Source organism: Mycobacterium sp. 1465703.0 (genome assembly GCF_001672975.1).
In the GTDB taxonomy this organism is placed as follows: domain Bacteria; phylum Actinomycetota; class Actinomycetes; order Mycobacteriales; family Mycobacteriaceae; genus Mycobacterium.
Genome location: NZ_LZKU01000203.1, coordinates 24,664 through 43,080, shown reverse-complemented (window position 1 = coordinate 43,080; position 18,417 = coordinate 24,664). Strand labels below are relative to the sequence as shown.

The following is an 18,417-nucleotide window of genomic DNA, read 5'->3' as shown; positions in this document are numbered from 1 at the left end:
CCGTTGAGGCGGCCCTGGGCATCGCGGCGCTCGTTGTGGTGCTGGTGCTGTGCCTGGCCGGTATCACCGCGGTATCGATGCAGGTGCGCTGTGTCGACGCCGCCCGCGAGGCCGCTCTACTGGCGGCCCGGGGCGACGAAGGATCCGCCGTGGCCACCGCTCGCCGGCTCGCGCCCGCCGGTGCGCGCGTCGAGCTGCACCGCGACGGCGACTTCCTGGTGGCCACCGTGGTCGCGCATTCGAATGTATTGCCCACCATCGATATTGCGGCCAAAGCGGTGTCGGCGGCCGAGCCGTCGCGGTGAGCGGGGTTCGGCCACTCTGGTCGCGGCCTGGATGGTGGTGGTGCTGTTGACGGTGACTGGTGGGGGTGCCTACCTGGGCGCGGCGGTGCTGGCACGACACCGCGCGCAGGCGGTGGCCGACCTGGCCGCTTTGGCCGCCGCGGTCCGGCTGAACTCCGGGACGCAGACGGCGTGCGGGCGGGCTGCGGACGTGGCCCGCCAGATGCGGGTCGACGACATCCACTGCGCGGTAGACAATCTCGACGTCGTCATCACGGCGCGGGTGCCGGTCGGCTTCGGCGGTGTGGCCAGGGCCGCCGCACGGGCGGGGCCGACCCAGTGACCGACTAGGGCGCGGTGCCGGGCGTTCGCGACAATCCCGCGGCGGCCAGTTCCTCATCGGTAGGCAGGCGCAAGGAGACCAATCCGGCGTACGTTTCCGGCTCCAGTTCCACCCGGTTGACCGTGACGTGCACCGGCACCCAGCCCCCGTCGTGCCCGGGCATCCGCAACACCCGACTGGTGGCGCCGCCGTTGAATTCCTTTGTCATGGTGGACATCAGGCCCTTGTCATCGGGGTGAATCCTGGGCTGGCCCGTCTCGCTGCCACGCCAGTCGTAAAAAGTGCAGGGCTCGTCGAGCCATTTCAGCAGCGACCAGGTGTTCAGATCGATCAGCGCGCGGTGCACCCCGGCTTGAGCGAGGCCGCTGAGGATTCGTTGCGCGAGATCATCGGTCGAGACCGGGGGGCCCTTCAGTTCGGACTGCCAATTGATCGCCCGCGCCACCAAGTGCTCCCGGCCATCGGACCCCGGTTCCAGGATCGTGCGTGCGACGAAACCTATCCGAATCGGCTCTCCCCGCCAGTTGGTGAGATCCCAAGTGCTACAGAGTGTTTGGTCCGGCTTGGCCTTGACCGCCATCGCCAGCACCTTGGTTTCGTTCGGGTTTAGTTCACGGGATGGAAGGTCCTCGGCGAAGGCCCTGCCGAAAGTGACTTCGACCTCAGGATTCTTCCCGCTGTTGATCAGCGACTCACGCGTATCGGTGGCCACGCCCATGGTCAAGTCCCACTTGAGCGGCCCCGGGATCGGCCGCTCCGGCGGTTCGATGTCGGAGGGCCCGGTCCACACATGCACGCCGTGGATGAAACCGTCGGACATCACCACCGGCTCGGTGCGAATGATGCGGTCGCGCTTAGGTGTGATGCTGGTCAACGCCTGGCCGGTCTGCACCGACTCGGCGATCGCCGTGCGAACCGCGGAGAGATAGGGGCTGCGACGCAGGAATGTGGTGATCGGGACGAGATTTTTGAGCTGGCGGCCTTGCGACACAACGGTGGGATCTCCCCCGAGTGTCTCCACGAGCAACCAATCGTGGGCCATGTGGCCGAGTTTACGGACACAGGAGGCTTGTAGGGGAATCGGACGAATCGCTACGCGATTTTGTGGGCATCCCGACGGCCTCGCTCAGCGCGGCCCCCGCGCCAACTCCGCCAGGACCAGTTTCAGCACCAGCACCGCGCCCGTCTTGTCGAGCGGGTCGTTGCCGTTGCCGCACTTGGGGGATTGCACGCATGACGGACATCCCCCAGGGCACTCACACGCCTCGATGGCGGCGGCTGTGGCACCCAGCCAGGTGCGCGCCTGGCGAAAGCCCCGTTCGGCGAATCCCGCGCCGCCCGGGTAGCCGTCGTAGACGAAGACGCTCGGCAGGCCAAGGGGATCGGGTCCGACGGCGGTGGACAAACCGCCGATGTCCCCGCGGTCACAACTGGCTACCAACGGCAGCAGTCCGATCGCGGCATGCTCGGCGGCATGCAATGCTCCTGGAATCCGAGTCGCCTCAATACCGTTGCGTTGCAGCGCATCTTCGGTGATGGTATACATCACCGCGGTGGTGGCCAAGGTGTGTTCCGTCATGTCCAGTTCGATGAAGTCGATCACCTCCCCGGAGAGCCGGCGGCGCAGATACCCCACCACCTGGTGGGTGACGCGGACCGGCACCAACCCCAGCGTGACGGGCCCGAAGGCCAACCGTTCGCCCGCACCGGTGACGGCGATGTCGGTGATCTCCCGTGCGAACGTGGCGTAACCGGGGTCCTCGGCGTGAACGAACGCGATGCCTTCCTCGGTATCCAGCGAGTCCACCACGTAGCTGTCGCCCTGATGCAGATACACCGCGCCGGGGTGGACCGAAGCCGGCGCCTGGCTGGCACCGGCACTGCCCAGCAACCGTCCGGTATCGGCCTCCACGATGACGATCTGGCCGCCCGCCGAGCCCCGGATGTCCACCGCGGCATGCGGTTCCAGTCCGGGCACCGGAAAGTACTTCCCATTGCGCCGGCGCAGCAACCCGTCGTCGACCAGACCGTCGGCCACTGCGGTGGCGCCCAGAGTGTGCACCTCGGCATCGTCGAGCGGCAGTTCGGTTGCCGCACACAGCAGCTGCGGGCCCAGGATGTACGGGTTGGCCGGGTCGATCACCACCCGCTCGACCGGCTTGTCCAGTAGTGCGGCGGGATGGTGCACCAAATACGTATCCAGCGGATCGTCCCGGGCGATCAACACCACCAGCGCACCCTGGCCGCGCCGCCCGGACCGGCCGGCCTGCTGCCAGAACGAGGCGACCGTGCCGGGAAAACCGGCGAGCACCACCGCATCCAGCCCGGCGATGTCCACACCCAATTCCAGCGCATTAGTGGTGGCCAGGCCGCGCAACTGGCCCTGGGCCAGGGCGCGCTCCAACGCGGTGCGGTCCTCGGCGAGGTAACCGGCTCGATACGACGCCACCGTGTGGGATAACTCCGGCGCGATGTCGTCCAACCTCGCCTGCGCGCCCAGCGCGGTCAATTCCGCGGCGCGGCGCGACCGGACGAACGTCAGCGTTTGAGCGCCCTCGGCGATCAGGTCGGCCATCACCCGCGCCGCCTCGGCACCGGCGGAGCGACGAACCGGCGCGCCGTTCTCACCGGTCAGGTCGGCGCGCAACGCGGGTTCCCACAACGCCACGGTTCGGGCACCCTGGGGCGAACCGTCCTCGGTAACCTCCTCTACCGGAAGCCCGATCAGCTCGGCGGCCGTCGCGCCCGGCGAATCCGTTGTCGCGCTTGCGAAGATGACGGTCGGCATGGAACCGGGCTGAGTCGAGTAGCGCGCACACAACCGCAGCAAGCGGCGTAACACCATCGCCACATTGGAGCCGAACACCCCACGGTAGTAATGGCATTCGTCGACAACCACGAATCGCAGACCGCGCAACAGGACTGCCCAGCGGGCGTGGTTGCGAAGAATCGACAAGTGGATCATGTCGGGATTCGAGAACAACCATCGGGAACGTTCCCGCGCGAAGCGTCGGACCTCAGTGGGACTGTCGCCGTCGTAGGCGGTCGGTGCGACGTCGTGACATCGCGGAATCGCCGCGGTGAGCGCGTGTGCGGCGCGCAATTGGTCGTGGCCCAACGCCTTGGTGGGTGACAGGTAGAGCACCCGGGCCCGCGGATCGGTGGCCAGCGCGTTGAGGACAGGAAGCTGATAGGCCAGGGACTTGCCCGACGCGGTGCCGGTGCTGAGCACTACGTGACGGCCCGCGTAAGCCAGATCGGCGGCGGCGAATTGATGCGACCACGGAGATTCGATCCCGCACTCGGCGAACGCCTTGACCACATCGGACTCGGCCCAGGACGGCCAATCGTGCGGACGGCCGCTGCGCGGTGGCACTTCGGCGACATGACGCAGCGGGTGCTCGTCCAACGCGGTTCCGGCGAGTGCGGCAGCAAGCAGTTCACTGCCGAAACTCGCCATCTCGCTCCCTCCTGGATCCGTGGTGGAATCGGGCTTGGAATCGGCATTCGAATCGGCCGAAGACACAAGTCTGTCGCCGACGCGATGAACATGGTTGACTATTTGCGGTCGCAGCTTCTGTGTTCGTGTCAAACTTTCGCAGGATCGACGTTGCGGCCGCGGTTCCTGCGAGGTTAATCGGTCGGGTGAAGTTCCGGCGACTCAGCGAGGTATGGCGGTCGTACCAGGCCCGGGGCATCGAAAGGCGATGCCCCGCTCCCAGAAGAAAAGGAAAGATCGAGAGATGCCACAGGGAACTGTGAAGTGGTTCAATGCGGAGAAGGGCTTCGGGTTCATCGCCCCTGAAGACGGTTCCGCGGATGTGTTTGTCCACTACACGGAGATCCAGGGTTCGGGCTTCCGCACCCTCGAAGAAAACCAGAAGGTCGAGTTCGAGATCGGCCACAGCCCTAAGGGCCCCCAGGCCACCGGAGTCCGCTCCCTGTAGAGAAGAGCAGACCTTAACGGATACCCCCCGTGCAGACCCGCCCAACGGGTCCAGCCGGGGGGTTTCCTCATTCCCGCCGCAACCAGGACGCATCCCACTCGGCGCCGAACGCCGCGCCGATACCTCGAGACGCGGACGGGCCACCTGGCCTACTGTCGGTGGCGTGAGCCAGCTTTCCTTCTTTACAGCGGAGTCGGTGCCGCCTGCGGTCGCCGATCTCTCCGGGGTGCTGGCGGCGTCCGGGCAGATCGTCACCGTCGGTGCTACCGGTGAAAGTTCCGTCGCAGGTGCCCGGCTGTCGGTGGTCGTGGATCAGTCCTGGCGCGCCTCGGCGCTGGCGGAGATGATCCGAGAGGCGGGTCTGGCGGCCGAGATCAGCCGAACCGACGAGGACACCCCGCTGGTGCGCACCGCGGTGCACCCCTCGTTGAGCACGCTGGCCGCCGAATGGACGCGCGGCGCGGTCAAGACGGTGCCACCGCGCTGGCTGCCCGGGCCGCGCGAGTTGCGGGCGTGGACGCTGGCAGCCGGAAATCCCGAGGGCGAGCATTACCTGTTGGCCTTGGACCCCCACGCGCCGGACACCCACTCGCCGCTGGCGTCGGCTTTGATGCGGGTGGGCATCGCGCCCACCCTGATCGGTACCCGCGGCGGCCGGCCGGCACTGCGGATCAGCGGCCGCCGTAGGCTATCGCGCCTGGTAGAGAACGTGGGGGAACCGCCCGAAGGCGCCGACGCGTTATCGCGGTGGCCGAGAGTTTAGCCAGCAGACAGCGCCCGAAATCGGATCGGCTCGCCGCCGTTTCGGCGGAGGTCAGTTTGCGCAGGCGCGCCCAAGGGTGCGAAATTGTCAGGTGCCGCAGGGCGAAGGAACGGTTGCGTACCTGAATTTCACCGGAATTTTCGAGGCCGACCTGTCATTCTTCCTGCAGGTGGTCTCGCAGGGGGGACCAATCAGGGATGGAGCGTAAGGGCAGTTGGCTGACCCGAAACTAAAGGACACCAGCAGCGGCGGGAATGGCAGCCGCCGCCGACTCGTCATCGTCGAGTCGCCGACCAAGGCGCGCAAACTGGCCGGCTACCTGGGCTCCAGGTACATCGTCGAATCGTCGCGCGGTCATATCCGCGACCTGCCCCGGGCCGCCGCCGACGTGCCGGCGAAGTTCAAGTCGGAGCCGTGGGCGCGCCTCGGCGTGAACGTCGACGCGGACTTCGAACCGCTGTACATCATCAGCCCCGAGAAGAAGAGCACGGTCACCGAGCTCAAAGGCCTGCTCAAAGAGGTCGACGAGCTCTATCTGGCCACGGATGGTGACCGCGAGGGCGAAGCCATCGCCTGGCACCTGCTGGAAACCCTCAAGCCGAACATTCCGGTCAAGCGGATGGTGTTCCACGAGATCACCGAGCCGGCCATCCTGGAGGCCGCCGAAAACCCTCGCGACCTGGACATCGACCTGGTCGACGCGCAGGAAACCCGCCGCATCCTGGACCGGCTGTACGGCTACGAGGTCAGCCCCGTGCTGTGGAAGAAGGTCGCCCCCAAGCTGTCGGCGGGCCGGGTCCAATCGGTGGCCACCCGGATCATCGTGCAGCGCGAACGCGACCGGATGGCGTTTCGCAGCGCGTCCTACTGGGACATCGTGGCCCAGCTGGATGCCAGCGTGTCCGACCCGCAGGCCTCCCCGCCCACCTTCTCCGCCCGTTTGACCAGCGTCGACGGCCTGCGGGTGGCCACCGGCCGCGATTTCGACTCGCTGGGCGAGCTGCGCAAGGCCGACGAGGTGACCGTTCTCGACGAGGCCAGCGCGACGCAGCTGGCCGCGGGCCTGCGAGGCGCCCAGCTCAACGTCGCGTCGGTGGAGGAAAAGCCCTACACCCGGCGCCCCTACGCACCGTTCATGACCTCGACGCTGCAGCAGGAAGCCGGCCGCAAGTTGCGGTTCTCCTCCGAGCGCACGATGAGCATCGCCCAGCGGCTCTACGAGAACGGCTACATCACTTATATGCGTACCGACTCGACCACGCTGTCGGAGTCGGCGATCAACGCCGCACGCACCCAGGCCCGCCAGCTTTACGGCGCCGAATACGTGTCCCCGTCGCCGCGCCAGTACACCCGCAAGGTGAAGAACGCGCAGGAGGCCCACGAGGCGATCCGGCCGGCGGGCGAGACGTTTGCGACTCCGGACGCGGTGCGCCGCGAACTCGATGGTGACGAATTCCGCATCTACGAGCTGATCTGGCAGCGCACGGTGGCCTCGCAGATGGCTGACGCGCGCGGCACCACGCTGAGCCTGCGGATCAACGGCCAATCAGACGGCAGAGACGTGGTGTTCTCGGCCAGCGGTCGCACCATCACCTTCGCGGGGTTCTTGAAGGCCTATGTGGAGACGGTCGACGAATTGGCCGGCGGCGAGGCCGACGACGCCGAGAGCCGGCTGCCGCAGCTGACCCAGGGCCAGCGGCTGGACGCCATCGAACTCACCCCCGACGGCCATGCCACCAACCCCCCGGCGCGCTACACCGAGGCGTCGCTGGTCAAGGCGCTCGAAGAGCTGGGCATCGGCCGCCCGTCGACGTACTCGTCGATCATCAAGACCATCCAGGACCGTGGCTACGTGCACAAGAAGGGCAGCGCCCTGGTGCCGTCATGGGTGGCGTTCGCCGTAACCGGTTTGCTGGAACAGCATTTCGGCCGTCTCGTCGACTACGACTTCACCGCCGCGATGGAAGACGAACTCGACGCGATCGCCTCGGGCCAGGAGCGGCGCACCGACTGGCTCAACAACTTCTACTTCGGCGGCGAGCACGGCGTGGCCGACTCGGTGGCCCGCTCCGGTGGGCTGAAGAAGCTCGTCGGCGTCAATCTGGAAGGCATCGACGCTCGAGAAGTCAACTCCATCAAGCTCTTTGACGACGAGCAGGGCCGGCCGGTCTACGTCCGGGTGGGCAAGAACGGGCCCTATCTGGAACGCATGGTGCCCGGCGACGACGGCGAGCCGAAGCCGCAGCGGGCCAACCTCAACGACTCGCTGACCCCCGATGAACTCACCCTGGATGTGGCCGAGCAACTGTTCGCCACGCCGCAGGAGGGACGCGTGCTGGGCGTAGACCCGGAAACGGGTCACGAGATCGTCGCAAAGGACGGCCGTTACGGGCCATACGTTTCCGAGATCCTGCCCGAGCCGCCGCCCGGCGACGACGACGGCAGTGCCGCGCCCGCGAAGAAGGGCAAAAAGCCCACCGGCCCCAAGCCCCGCACCGGTTCGCTGCTGCGCACCATGGACCTGCAAACGGTGACGCTCGAGGATGCGCTGCGGCTGCTCTCGCTGCCCCGGGTGGTGGGTGTCGACCCTGAGTCCGGTGAGGAGATCACCGCACAGAACGGCCGCTACGGCCCATACCTGAAGCGCGGCACCGACTCTCGCTCGCTGGCGACCGAGGAGCAGATGTTCGACATCACCCTCGAGGAAGCGCTGAAGATCTACGCCGAACCCAAACGCCGCGGCAGGCAAGGCGCGGCCGCGCCGCCGTTGCGCGAGCTGGGCGCCGATCCCGCGACCGGTAAGCCGATGGTGATCAAGGACGGCCGGTTCGGACCGTACGTCACCGACGGCGAGACGAATGCCAGCCTGCGCAAGGGCGACGACGTCTTGTCGATCACCGATGAGCGCGCTGCCGAGCTGCTGGCCGACCGGCGGGCCCGTGGGCCGGCGAAGCGTCCGGCCAAGAAGGCGACCCGCAAGGCTCCGGCGAAGAAGGCGGCGGCCAAGAAGGCCGCCAAGCGCGGTTAGGCCGGTTCCGGGGTCTCAGTAGCCCGGGCCGATGGCCTCGCTGGACACTTCATCGTGGTGGACCGGGGTGGGTGCGGAGTCGCTAGTTCCGGCCAGACCCACCGGCCGCGCCAGCTGGGTGGGTGCCCGACGCCCGCGCAGCTCCACCACCTCGCCGACATCCCAGCACAGTGCTTCGGCATCGAGCGCGCCGCTGACCGCGATCGCCGACGCGAGCACGTGGCCGGGTTCGAGCTTGGCCAGCTCGGTGAGCCGGGCCGCCTCGTTGACCGGGTCGCCGATCACGGTGTACTCGAAGCGGGCCTGCGCGCCGATGTGGCCGGCGATCGCCCGCCCGGACGACACCCCGATGCCGAACTCCGCCGAACCGATCACCGGGAGGAGCGCGTCGTGCAATTCCCGCGCGGCGGCCAGCGCCCCACCGGGTGAGTCGGGGTGTTCGATCGGCGCCCCGAAGATGGCCAGCGCGGCGTCACCCTGGAACTTGTTGACGAAACCGCCATGCTTGCCAACGGTTTCCACGACCACCCGGAAGAACTCGTTGAGCAGGTGAACCACCTCGGCGGGCGGCCGGGTCGAGGCCAACTGGGTGGAGCCGACCAGGTCGACGAACAGCACCGCGACATCACGCTCCTGGCCGCCCAGCTCGGTTCCGCGCTCCAGCGCCCGGCGGGCCACGTCTTCACCGACGTAGCGGCCGAACAGGTCACGCAGCCGCTGCCGCTCGGACAGGTCGCGCACCATGTCGTTGAAGCCGGCCTGCAGCAGGCCCAGCTCGCTGGCGTCGTAGATCTGCATGTGCGCGTTGTAGTTTCCGCGCTGCACCTCCGAGAGCGCCCAGCGCAGCTGGCGCAGCGGATCGGCGATCGACATGGCCACCAGCAGCGTGCTGACCAGCCCGATGCCCAGCGCCGCCATCGCCAGCAACAGGATCGGGGTGAACAACTTCTCCGGGGTGGCGTGCAGCAGCGAGGTCTTGTCGGCCACCACCGCCAGCACGATCGCCAGCACCGGCACGGCGGTGGACAGCATCCAGGTCAGGATCTGCCGCAGAATGACCCCGGGCGCCTTGACGTTCTCGGGCACCCCGCTACGCAAGGCGGCCACCGCCACCGGCCGCAGCACCCGCTCGGACTGTAGGTAGCCGATGATCGAAGTGGCCGCGGCACCCAGCCCGGTGGCCACTGCCACCACGGGCGCGGCGAATCGGGCCACCGACCAGCTGGCGATGATGAACACCACGCTGCCGATCGCCCAGGCCACGATGCTGATCAGGGTGCGGTAGAACGGCATCCGCAGGGCTCGGCTGCGGGCCAGTTCGGTGGCGGCCGGGTCGGCCTCGGCGAGCATGTTGTCGCGGCGCTGCCACCGGAACACCGGCAGCAGCAGCCGGAGCGTCACGGCCAAACCGGTGAGGAACACCACCACCAGTGCGGCGCCGAAAATTGCCAAATTCAGCACCGGCAGATCCTGCAACTGGATGCGGTCCTCGGGCGGCAGCGCGTAGCGCAGGAAACCCAAGACGAACAGGGCGCCGATGATGTCGGCCTGCAGCATGCTGAGCGAGAACAACGGCCACGGCGTACGCATCACCCAGCGGAAGAATCCGCTGATCCGCCCCGGTAGTGCCGCCGCCGTTGTCACGAACCCACCGTATCGGTCAGCGGCGACCTCTCGGAAACTTAATAAGGATCTCGGCAGGTCGCTTAAGGCGCCCGAACGGCACGGTAGATAACGGAATGGTCGCGGTACGGTGGCTGTTCGGTATCTGTCGGCACCGCCACTACTGTTACCGGTGATGTCCGGGGTGTTTACGCGGCTGGTAGGCCAGGACGCGGTGACGGCTGAGTTGCTGGCCGCCGCCAGAGCCGCGCGTGGTGACGCAGGCCACAGGGAAGCCGGCGCCGGGACTATGACACATGCGTGGCTGATCACCGGTCCGCCGGGTTCAGGCCGTTCGGTGGCGGCGCTGTGCTTCGCGGCCGCACTGCAGTGCACGTCCGACGGGGAGCCGGGATGCGGGCGTTGCCACGCCTGCACGACGACCATGGCCGGCACCCACGCCGACGTGCGGCGGGTGATTCCCGAGGGCCTGTCCATCGGCGTCGACGAGATGCGTTCGATCGTGCAGATCGCGTCGCGGCGCCCGGCTACCGGGCGCCGGCAAATTGTGGTGATCGAAGATGCCGATCGACTGACCGAGGGTGCCGCCAACGCTCTGCTGAAGGTGGTCGAAGAGCCGCCGCCGTCGACGGTGTTCCTGTTGTGCGCGCCGTCGGTGGACCCCGAGGACATCGCCATCACGTTGCGCTCCCGGTGCCGGCATGTGGCGCTGGTGACCCCGTCGACCGAGGCGATCGCGGGCGTGCTGGTGGACAGCGACGGCCTGACCCCCGACACGGCGAACTGGGCGGCGTCGGTCAGCGGTGGGCACGTGGGCCGGGCCCGGCGGCTGGCCACCGACCCCGAGGCCCGGGCGCGCCGGGAGCGGTCGCTGACGCTGGTGCGCGACGCCGCGACCCCGTCGCGGGCCTACGCCGCCGCAGAGGAGTTGGTGGCCGCGGCGGAAGCCGAGGCCGTAGTACTGACCGCGGACCGCGCCGAGGCCGAGACCGAAGAACTGCGCACGGCCCTGGGGGCCGGCGGCACCGGCAAGGGCACCGCGGGCGCGATGCGGGGGGCTGCCGGGGCGATGAAGGACCTTGAGCGACGCCAGAAGTCGCGTCAGACCCGGGCATCGCGGGATGCGCTGGACCGCGCGCTGATCGACCTGGCGACTTATTTCCGGGATGCGCTGATGGCCTCCGCCAATGCCGGGGCGGTGCGGGCCAACCATCCGGATATGGCCGAGCGGGTGGCGGCGCTGGCCGCTCATGCCCCGCCGGCGCGGCTGCTGCGCTGCATCGAAGCGGTCCTGGAGTGCCGCGAAGCGCTGGCGATCAACGTCAAGCCCAAGTTCGCCGTCGACGCCATGGTCGCCACCATCGGCCAGGAACTGCGCGACTGATCGCCCGGCGACGATGCAGACGGCGTAGCCGTGTGAGGCGGGGGTACCCCCAGCCGCAAAGCGGCGAGGGGGCGAGCGGGCAATCCTGATTTCGTGGTGCCCGCCCGCCTGCCGTAGACTCGTGCCGCCCGGCGTGCGGGTATGCCGCCTTAGCTCAGTCGGTAGAGCGATTCACTCGTAATGAATAGGTCGGGGGTTCGATTCCCCCAGGCGGCTCCATTTTTTACACGGGTGCGACGAATCCGACCGGGCCCGACGCGATGCACAACGCCAGCGCGGTGGTGTTGGCCCGCACGGTGATTGCGTCCCCGGCGCCCGGAATGCGGGCGAAGACCCGGTTGAGCCCGGGATGCACCGGCACTTTCACCTCAGGTCCGTGGGTCATCGACAAGGTCATCGATCCGTCGCTGTTGGCCAGGTAGTTCAGTTCGACGGTCCAGTCGGCCGGCAGCAGCGGGCCGTCGAGGGCCATGCGCGCCGGTTTGTCCGGTTGGGCGAAGTACCCGCATTGCGGCATCGGTCCCGGCGCGATGGTCCGAACCCAGGTCACCCGCGCGTTGATCAGCCGGCCCGAACGGTCGAACATGCGTAATTGCGTTGTGGCAGAGGCGAACTCGGGTCTATCGCGCAGCAGCGCGAACAGGTGGCTGGCCAGATTCTCCGGCGCGGCCACCCGCTGCAGGATCAACGGATCGACCTCCTGATCCAGCAGCGGCGCATCCGAGGCCGCATGCGCCGCGGCCAGATCGGCCCGAGCATTGCGGAGGTAGGGCTGGACGGGGCTGTCGCGCCAGCTGGTCAGGAACGTGGCCGTCGAGTACAGGCTGCTGGCCGCGAACAACACCGCTGAACCCGCCGCCACGGCGGTGCGTTTCGGCGACGCATCGAGCCAACGCGGTCCGGTCCGCCGGTTAGGGGCGCGCAATGCCACGGCGGCCAGCAGAGCCAGCACCACGACGAGATCCGGCAGGTAGCGCAGCGTCTGCGCGAGTTCCAGCGCGGTCTGCCTCGACGACCTCATCAGATAGATCGGCACCTGGCAGGCCACCGCGTAGCCGACGGCGGTCAGCCACACCGGCCCGATCCGCTCCTTGCGCAGCAGCGACACCGCCACGATTCCAGCCAGCACCAGCCAGCCCAGCGCCATCACCGACGGCGGGGGAGTGGCCCACGGTGAGGCCGGCGCCCATCGGTCCCAGTGCCACGGGCCGCCGGCCAGCCCCGGCACGATGCCGTGCGTGACCGAGCGCACCAGCAGCTGCCACGTCATCGACAGATCCGAACTCCACCGCTGCTGATTGACCACGGCCAGATACAGCGCGACCCAAGCGGCGGTGAGCGCCAGTGCGGCGACCCACAATCGCATGCCGGCCCGCCACGCCGTCGCGAGCGCAGATCTCAGGCTCCGATCACCGTTGACGTGGCACAGCAACGCGGTCACCGCGAATGCGACAAACGGGATCACCGCCGACTTTTCGAAGAACAGCAACCCGCCGAAGTAGACCAGCACCCCGGTCACCGCGTAGCGCTGTTGGCCGGTGCGCACCAGCAGGATGGCGTCGGCGCACACCCCGGCCAGCGCCGCCAGCATCGGCAACGAGTTCAGCGCTGCCGCCCACCACGCGAATCCGGGCACACCCAACGGAGTGAACAACGCAAACGTGAGCGGGATCAACAGCACCGGCCGCCAGCCCAGGATGACGTACAGCGCACGCAGCAACGCCAGCGAGGCCAGCAGTTGCAGCACCAGCAGGCTGACCGCGGGCCAGGTCCAGTTCAGCGGCGCCAACCGGATGATGATGCCCGCGACCAGAAATGCCCCGGGCATGACATGCCCGTCGTGGTCGTCGAACAGGTACGCCGGCGCGAGCAGATTGTGGGTGCCGGCCTTGCCGATGAGGATCAGGTCGTCCCAATAGAAGTAGCCTCCGAACGCCAGCACCGCGCGCACCACCAGCTGCACCGCGATGAGCGCGGCGGCCACGACCGCTATGTATGGTGGGCCGGTGCGTGCACTGGTTACCGGAGCAGCCGGATTCATCGGCTCGACGCTAGTCGACCGTCTGTTGGCCGACGGTCATGCGGTGGTGGGGCTCGACAACTTCGCTTCCGGCCGCGCGACCAACCTCGAACACCTGGCCGACAATCCGGCACACGTCTTCGTCGAGGCGGACATCGTGACCGCCGACCTGGAGGCGATCTTCGAAGAGCACCGCCCGGAGGTGGTGTTCCACCTGGCCGCCCAGATCGACGTGCGGCATTCGGTGGCCGACCCGCAGTTCGATGCTTCGGTCAACGTCATCGGCACGGTGCGGCTGGCCGAGGCGGCACGCCGGGCGCAGGTCCGCAAGGTCGTGCACACCTCCTCGGGTGGGTCCATCTACGGCACCCCATCGCGCTACCCCACCCCGGAGACGCTGCCCACCGACCCGGCATCGCCATATGCCGCGGGCAAAGTGGCGGGCGAGATTTACCTGAACACCTTCCGCCATCTGTACGGCTTGGAGTGCTCGCACATCGCCCCGGGCAACGTGTATGGCCCACGTCAGGATCCGCACGGTGAAGCCGGCGTGGTGGCGATCTTCGCTCAGGCGCTGCTATCGGGTAAGCCCACCAAGGTTTTTGGCGACGGCAGCAACACCCGCGACTACGTCTTCGTCGATGACGTGGTGGACGCCTTCGTCAAGGCGTCCGGGGACGCCGGCGGAGGGCAGCGCTTCAACATCGGCACCGGCATCGAAACCTCAGACCGCCAATTGCATTCGGCGGTGGCCGCCGCCGTCGGAGCACCCGACGACCCCGAGTTCGCGCCGCCGCGGCTCGGCGATCTCAGGCGCTCCTGCCTCGACATCAGTTCGGCCGCAAAGGTTTTGGGGTGGCGGCCAAAGGTCAGGCTCAGCGACGGGGTGGCCCGCACGGTGGAATACTTCCGGCAGACCCACGGCTCCTAGCCCGCTTCGGGCGCCTGCGCGGATTGCATCGCCATGGCCCGGGCCAGTCGTGCGTAGCGCAGTTCCAAGTCCTTGAACCGCATGTACGTGCTGAGCGTGGTGAAGCAGAACGCCATGATCAGCGCGTAGAGCATCAGGTCGGTGCCGCGACGCACCCCGAACCACTGCGCCACCACCGTGGTGTCATCGGGACGCAGCACGGCATAGATGCCGCCCAGCACGAACACCACATAGCCGACCTTGACCCACGCCTTCGACCGCGAATTGCGGCGCGACCGCAGCAGATAGACCAGCAGCGCGACGATCGACCCGATCAGCAGCACCTGAATCCAGTTCATCTTCCAACCCTTCTCATCTCGGAAGCCTCCCTCGCAGGAACCCGTCAAAAATGATGTTGACGCCGTTGAGCAGCGGTTGACCCTTCGACATCGAGTACTCGGTGTAGAGCACCTCGATCGGTTCTTCGGTTACCCGCCAATGATTTTCGTCGATCAACATGATGAATTCGTTGGCGTGGCTCATGCCGCTCATGGTGATGTCCAGCCCGTCGGCGACCGTCTTGTTGAATACCCGCAGTCCATTGTTGGTGTCGGTCAGGCCAAGTCGGCGCCCGCGACGGCTCAGTCGTGCGGCGGTCTGCAACACGATGCGTTTCACAAACGGCGGCCGGGCACCGCGCTGGGCGCCGAACCGGGTCCCGATGACGACGTCGACGTCACCGACGAGCAACCGGTCGACCATCGTCGCCAGGTCTTTGACGCGGTGCTGGCCGTCGGCGTCGAAGGTGGCGAAGATCTGGGCTCCGGGCTGTTTGCGCGCGTACTCGACACCGGTCTGGATGGCCGCCCCCTGACCGAGGTTGATCGGATGCCGCACCAGGTGAGCTCCGGCCCGCCGGGCGATCTCACCGGTTTCGTCGGCGCTGCCGTCGTCGACGCAGACCACATGGTCGAATACGGAGCGCACATCGGCGACCACCTCGCCGATGACAGCTGCTTCGTTGAAGGCGGGAATGACGACCCAGACGACCGAATAATGTGTTTCAGTACCCATCTAAGCCCACAACGTACACGCTGCTGCAGGTCAAATCAGCCGGTAGAGCGCGCGGCGCGCGACAACGCCACCAGATGAACGCCGATTCCCGCCAGCGGCCCGCACAACAACCCGACCACTGTTCGGGTCTGCAGGGACAGCGGTAGTAACAGCAGCATTCCCGAGGCGACCGTGGCGCTCACCCAGCCCAGCGAATAGGCCCGGTGCAGCGCGGCGGCCACTGTGGCCGCGCCGGTCAGCGTCAGCATGGCGATGGACACCGCGGCCGCTGTCAGCCAGGCCAGCAGTGCGCTGCTGGCGTGGTACTGCGGCCCGAAGGCGACCCGCAACAACCACGGGCCCACCGCGCCCGCGGCCAGCACCCCGACCGCGCCGATCGCGCCGACGATCCCGGCCGGGGCGAGCAGGGCCCGAACCCGGTCGCTGCGCTTGTCGACGAAATGTGCAATCAGGTTGCCCTGCATGGCCGTCAGCGGCACCAGCAGTGGCGCCCGGGTCAGCGTGACGGCAAGGATGATCACCCCGCCCTCGGCCCCGAGCTCGGCACTGGTCAGCTTCAGCAGCACCGGAAATCCCATCACCAGGATGGCGCTGGCACCGGCCGCGGTGATCGAATGCGCGGTGCCCCGCAGGAAGGTCGCCACGCCCCCCGGTGTCAGCGTGCGAGCGGTGGCCCGGGTGGCCGGTGAAGCCAGCAACAAGATCAGCCAGGCGACCGCGCCCGCCACCGTCGCCCACAGGAAACCGGCCAGGCGCCATCCCAGCGCCACGGTGGCCGCGGCGACCATCACCCTGATGACGGCGTCGGTCACCATCAGCGCGCCGTAGCGGGTCCACTGGTTGGTGCCGGCCAGCATGCCCAGCAGGGTGGCATGCACGCAGAACCCGGCCAGCCCGACGCTGAGCAGTGCCACCGACAGCGCGCGTTCGGCCACGAACACCCGCCCACTCCACAACGGCGAGCTGGCGGCGACCAGCACAGCCGCGCCAACCCCGATCAGCATGGCCACCCGCGGCGGATGGGTACGGGGTTCGCCGCGCACCGGCAGCGCGGCCAGCTCGTCGATATAGGGCATCGAGCGGACTTCCCGCGTGGTCTCTTGCAGCAGGCCAAAGGCGGCCCCGGTCACCAGGCCGAACGCCCCCCAAAAGACGCCGAATACCGAAAAGCCGCTCGGCGCCAGGTCGCGGGCGGCCAGATAGATCACCGCGTAACCGCACAGCGCCGTCACGGCGGTGGCGGTACCGACCCGGGCCACGCTGCCGCGTGCCACCGGCCCCTGTGAGGCGTTGATTTCGGTCATCGGGGCGGCGGCGCTTTCGGCCGGCTGGCCCGATCTATCGCCATAGTTTGAAAATGGTAAGCGCCGCGCAGCGATGACCCATGGCGGCGATCGGGTTCGCTAGTGTGAGCGGCTGTCGGGAAGGGATCCATGGCCGCGCTGCGCACCTTCGGAATTTCGCTGTTGGTCACGACGGCGGCCCTCGCCCTCGGATTTGCCTACGGCGGCTTCAAAGGTCTCTACCTGTTGCTGGTACTGGCAGCCCTCGAGGTGTCGTTGTCGTTCGACAACGCCATCATCAACGCCTCGATCCTGAAGCGGATGAGCCGGTTCTGGCAGCGGATGTTCCTGACGATCGGGATGCTCGTCGCCGTGTTCGGTATGCGACTGTTCTTCCCGCTGCTCATCGTGTGGGCGACCGCGGGCCTGGACCCGGTGCGCGCGATGAAGTTGGCGCTGCATCCGCCGCCGCACGGTGCGCTGGAGTTTCCGGACGGCTCGCCCAGCTATGAAAAGCTCGTCCTCGCCGCGCACCCCCAGATCGCGGCGTTCGGCGGAATCTTCCTGTTGATGCTGTTCCTGGAATTTGTTTTCTATGACCGAGACATCAAGTGGCTCAAGTGGTTTGAAGTCCCGTTTGCACGCATCGGTCAGCTGGGGCAGGTAACGCTGGTGGTGACCGCTGTCGTGCTGGTTCTGGTGGGCACGCAGTTGACACACTCCGGCGACGAGGCGGCGACGGTACTGACCGCCGGCCTGCTGGGCATGGTGACCCGTCTGGTGGTCAACGGTCTGAGCCGGGCATTTCGGCCGTCCGGTGACGAAGCCGGCTTACCGAGAACCGGCTGGGCCGGCCTGAGCCTGTTCTTCTATCTCGAAGTTCTCGACGCGGCCTTCTCGTTCGACGGTGTCACCGGCGCGTTCGCCATCACCTCGGACCCCATCATCATTGCGCTGGGGCTGGGGTTGGTCGGCTCGATGTTCGTCCGGTCGATCACCATCTATCTGGTGCGCCAGGAAGCGCTGGGCCGCTATGTGTATCTCGAGCACGGCGCGCACTGGGCGATCGGGGCGCTGGCCGTGATCATGCTGGGCTCCATCGAGCCGCGGTTCGAAGTCCCCGAGCCGGTCACCGCCTCGGTCGGCGTGTTCGTCATCGTCGCGGCGCTGGCGTTGAGCATCCTGCGCAATCGCCGCGTCGCCCGCGCCGCGGCGCAGGACGGGACCAGTGCCGCGTGTGTCAGTGCCCCTGAGCCTTGAACCGCTCCACCGAACGCTGGATCTCCGCCTCGGCTTCGGCGCGGCCAACCCAGTCGGCGGCCTTGACGAACTTGCCCGGTTCCAGGTCCTTGTAGTGCACGAAGAAATGCTTGATCACGTCCAGCTCGAACTCCGGCACGTCCCCGATGTCCTGGATGTGTTCCCACCGGTGGTCACCGGCCGGCACGCACAAAACCTTGTCGTCGCCGCCTTTTTCGTCGGTCATCCGGAACATGCCCACCGGACGGGCCTCCACGATCACGCCGGGAAACACCGATTGCGGCAGCAGCACCATCGCGTCCAGCGGGTCGCCGTCCTCGCCGAGGGTGTCCTCGATGAAGCCGTAGTCGGTCGGATAAGCCATCGCGGTGTACAGGTAGCGGTCCAGACGTAGCCGTCCAGTCTCGTGGTCGACCTCGTACTTGTTCCGCTGGCCCTTCTGGATCTCGATGGTCACGTCGAATTCCACCGCGTCGGCTCCTTGTCTGGTATGCAGGC

The 18,417-nt window shown here is 67.6% G+C and carries 16 protein-coding genes and 1 tRNA gene; 9 read left to right on the top strand and 8 right to left on the bottom strand.

The annotated features are described in order from the left end of the window. Window positions 1-14: 14 nt before the first annotated feature. Both A5625_RS18755 and A5625_RS18750 read left to right on the top strand, forming a co-directional pair. Window positions 15-305, top strand: a complete 291-nt coding sequence (locus A5625_RS18755) for a TadE family type IV pilus minor pilin (protein ID WP_156748372.1) — start codon at window positions 15-17, stop codon at window positions 303-305. Window positions 306-336: 31 nt separating this feature from the next. Continuing rightward, entirely contained in the window at window positions 337-627 is a 291-nt protein-coding gene (locus A5625_RS18750) for an Rv3654c family TadE-like protein (RefSeq protein ID WP_232003753.1), read from the top strand. Between the two features lie 4 nt (window positions 628-631). Here A5625_RS18750 and A5625_RS18745 read toward each other — a convergent pair whose 3' ends face one another. Together A5625_RS18745 and A5625_RS18740 are read right to left on the bottom strand one after the other, a co-directional pair. Beyond that, window positions 632-1,669 carry a PAS domain-containing protein gene (locus tag A5625_RS18745; protein ID WP_066997181.1) on the bottom strand — a complete coding sequence of 346 codons (1,038 nt, stop codon included), beginning with the start codon at window positions 1,667-1,669 and terminating at the stop codon, window positions 632-634. An 84-nt stretch (window positions 1,670-1,753) separates the two neighbouring features. After that, complete coding sequence (locus tag A5625_RS18740; RefSeq protein WP_066997280.1) at window positions 1,754-4,087, bottom strand: DEAD/DEAH box helicase; 2,334 nt, start codon at window positions 4,085-4,087, stop codon at window positions 1,754-1,756. Between the two features lie 283 nt (window positions 4,088-4,370). Between A5625_RS18740 and cspA the strand changes: the two genes are divergently transcribed. The 3 genes from cspA (at window position 4,371) to topA (ending at window position 8,365) form a co-directional block, all read left to right on the top strand. Continuing rightward, window positions 4,371-4,574 (top strand): cold shock protein CspA, encoded by a 204-nt coding sequence (cspA, locus tag A5625_RS18735; protein WP_007772268.1) that lies wholly within the window; start codon window positions 4,371-4,373, stop codon window positions 4,572-4,574. A gap of 163 nt (window positions 4,575-4,737) precedes the next feature. Further along, window positions 4,738-5,337, top strand: a complete 600-nt coding sequence (locus A5625_RS18730) for a hypothetical protein (RefSeq protein WP_066997178.1) — start codon at window positions 4,738-4,740, stop codon at window positions 5,335-5,337. Window positions 5,338-5,551: 214 nt separating this feature from the next. Beyond that, window positions 5,552-8,365 (top strand): type I DNA topoisomerase, encoded by a 2,814-nt coding sequence (topA, locus tag A5625_RS18725; RefSeq protein ID WP_066997175.1) that lies wholly within the window; start codon window positions 5,552-5,554, stop codon window positions 8,363-8,365. Window positions 8,366-8,380: 15 nt separating this feature from the next. Here the strand turns inward: topA and A5625_RS18720 are convergent, their stop codons facing one another. After that, complete coding sequence (locus A5625_RS18720) at window positions 8,381-10,009, bottom strand: adenylate/guanylate cyclase domain-containing protein (RefSeq protein ID WP_066997172.1); 1,629 nt, start codon at window positions 10,007-10,009, stop codon at window positions 8,381-8,383. Window positions 10,010-10,163: 154 nt separating this feature from the next. Here A5625_RS18720 and A5625_RS18715 point away from each other — a divergent pair, with 154 nt between their 5' ends. Together A5625_RS18715 and A5625_RS18710 are read left to right on the top strand one after the other, a co-directional pair. After that, a complete protein-coding gene (locus A5625_RS18715) occupies window positions 10,164-11,372 on the top strand; it encodes a DNA polymerase III subunit delta' (protein ID WP_066997169.1) in 1,209 nt (402 codons plus the stop codon). Window positions 11,373-11,515: 143 nt separating this feature from the next. Then, a tRNA-Thr gene (locus tag A5625_RS18710) sits at window positions 11,516-11,591 on the top strand. A gap of 4 nt (window positions 11,592-11,595) precedes the next feature. Here A5625_RS18710 and A5625_RS18705 read toward each other — a convergent pair. Next, window positions 11,596-13,413 carry a hypothetical protein gene (locus A5625_RS18705; RefSeq protein ID WP_156748361.1) on the bottom strand — a complete coding sequence of 606 codons (1,818 nt, stop codon included), beginning with the start codon at window positions 13,411-13,413 and terminating at the stop codon, window positions 11,596-11,598. Between A5625_RS18705 and A5625_RS18700 the strand changes: the two genes are divergently transcribed. Beyond that, window positions 13,379-14,323, top strand: a complete 945-nt coding sequence (locus A5625_RS18700) for an NAD-dependent epimerase/dehydratase family protein (protein ID WP_156748359.1) — start codon at window positions 13,379-13,381, stop codon at window positions 14,321-14,323. The two genes, A5625_RS18705 and A5625_RS18700, sit on opposite strands and share 35 nt — an antisense overlap. Here the strand turns inward: A5625_RS18700 and A5625_RS18695 are convergent. The 3 genes from A5625_RS18695 to A5625_RS18685 are packed head-to-tail and all read right to left on the bottom strand — an operon-like array spanning window position 14,320 to window position 16,680. Further along, complete coding sequence (locus A5625_RS18695; protein ID WP_066997166.1) at window positions 14,320-14,661, bottom strand: DUF2304 domain-containing protein; 342 nt, start codon at window positions 14,659-14,661, stop codon at window positions 14,320-14,322. The two genes, A5625_RS18700 and A5625_RS18695, sit on opposite strands and share 4 nt — an antisense overlap. Before the next feature lie 13 nt (window positions 14,662-14,674). Further along, on the bottom strand, window positions 14,675-15,376 hold the full coding sequence (locus A5625_RS18690; protein ID WP_066997163.1) for a glycosyltransferase family 2 protein: 702 nt from the start codon (window positions 15,374-15,376) through the stop codon (window positions 14,675-14,677). A 35-nt stretch (window positions 15,377-15,411) separates the two neighbouring features. Then, window positions 15,412-16,680, bottom strand: coding sequence for a hypothetical protein (locus A5625_RS18685; protein ID WP_066997160.1), 1,269 nt, complete (start codon window positions 16,678-16,680; stop codon window positions 15,412-15,414). Between the two features lie 129 nt (window positions 16,681-16,809). Here A5625_RS18685 and A5625_RS18680 point away from each other — a divergent pair, with 129 nt between their 5' ends. Then, on the top strand, window positions 16,810-17,919 hold the full coding sequence (locus tag A5625_RS18680; RefSeq protein ID WP_066997157.1) for a DUF475 domain-containing protein: 1,110 nt from the start codon (window positions 16,810-16,812) through the stop codon (window positions 17,917-17,919). Here the strand turns inward: A5625_RS18680 and A5625_RS18675 are convergent. Continuing rightward, window positions 17,900-18,388: an inorganic diphosphatase gene (locus A5625_RS18675; protein ID WP_066997154.1), complete on the bottom strand. Its 489-nt coding sequence runs from the start codon at window positions 18,386-18,388 to the stop codon at window positions 17,900-17,902. The genes A5625_RS18680 and A5625_RS18675 overlap by 20 nt on opposite strands. Between the last annotated feature and the right edge of the window lie 29 nt (window positions 18,389-18,417).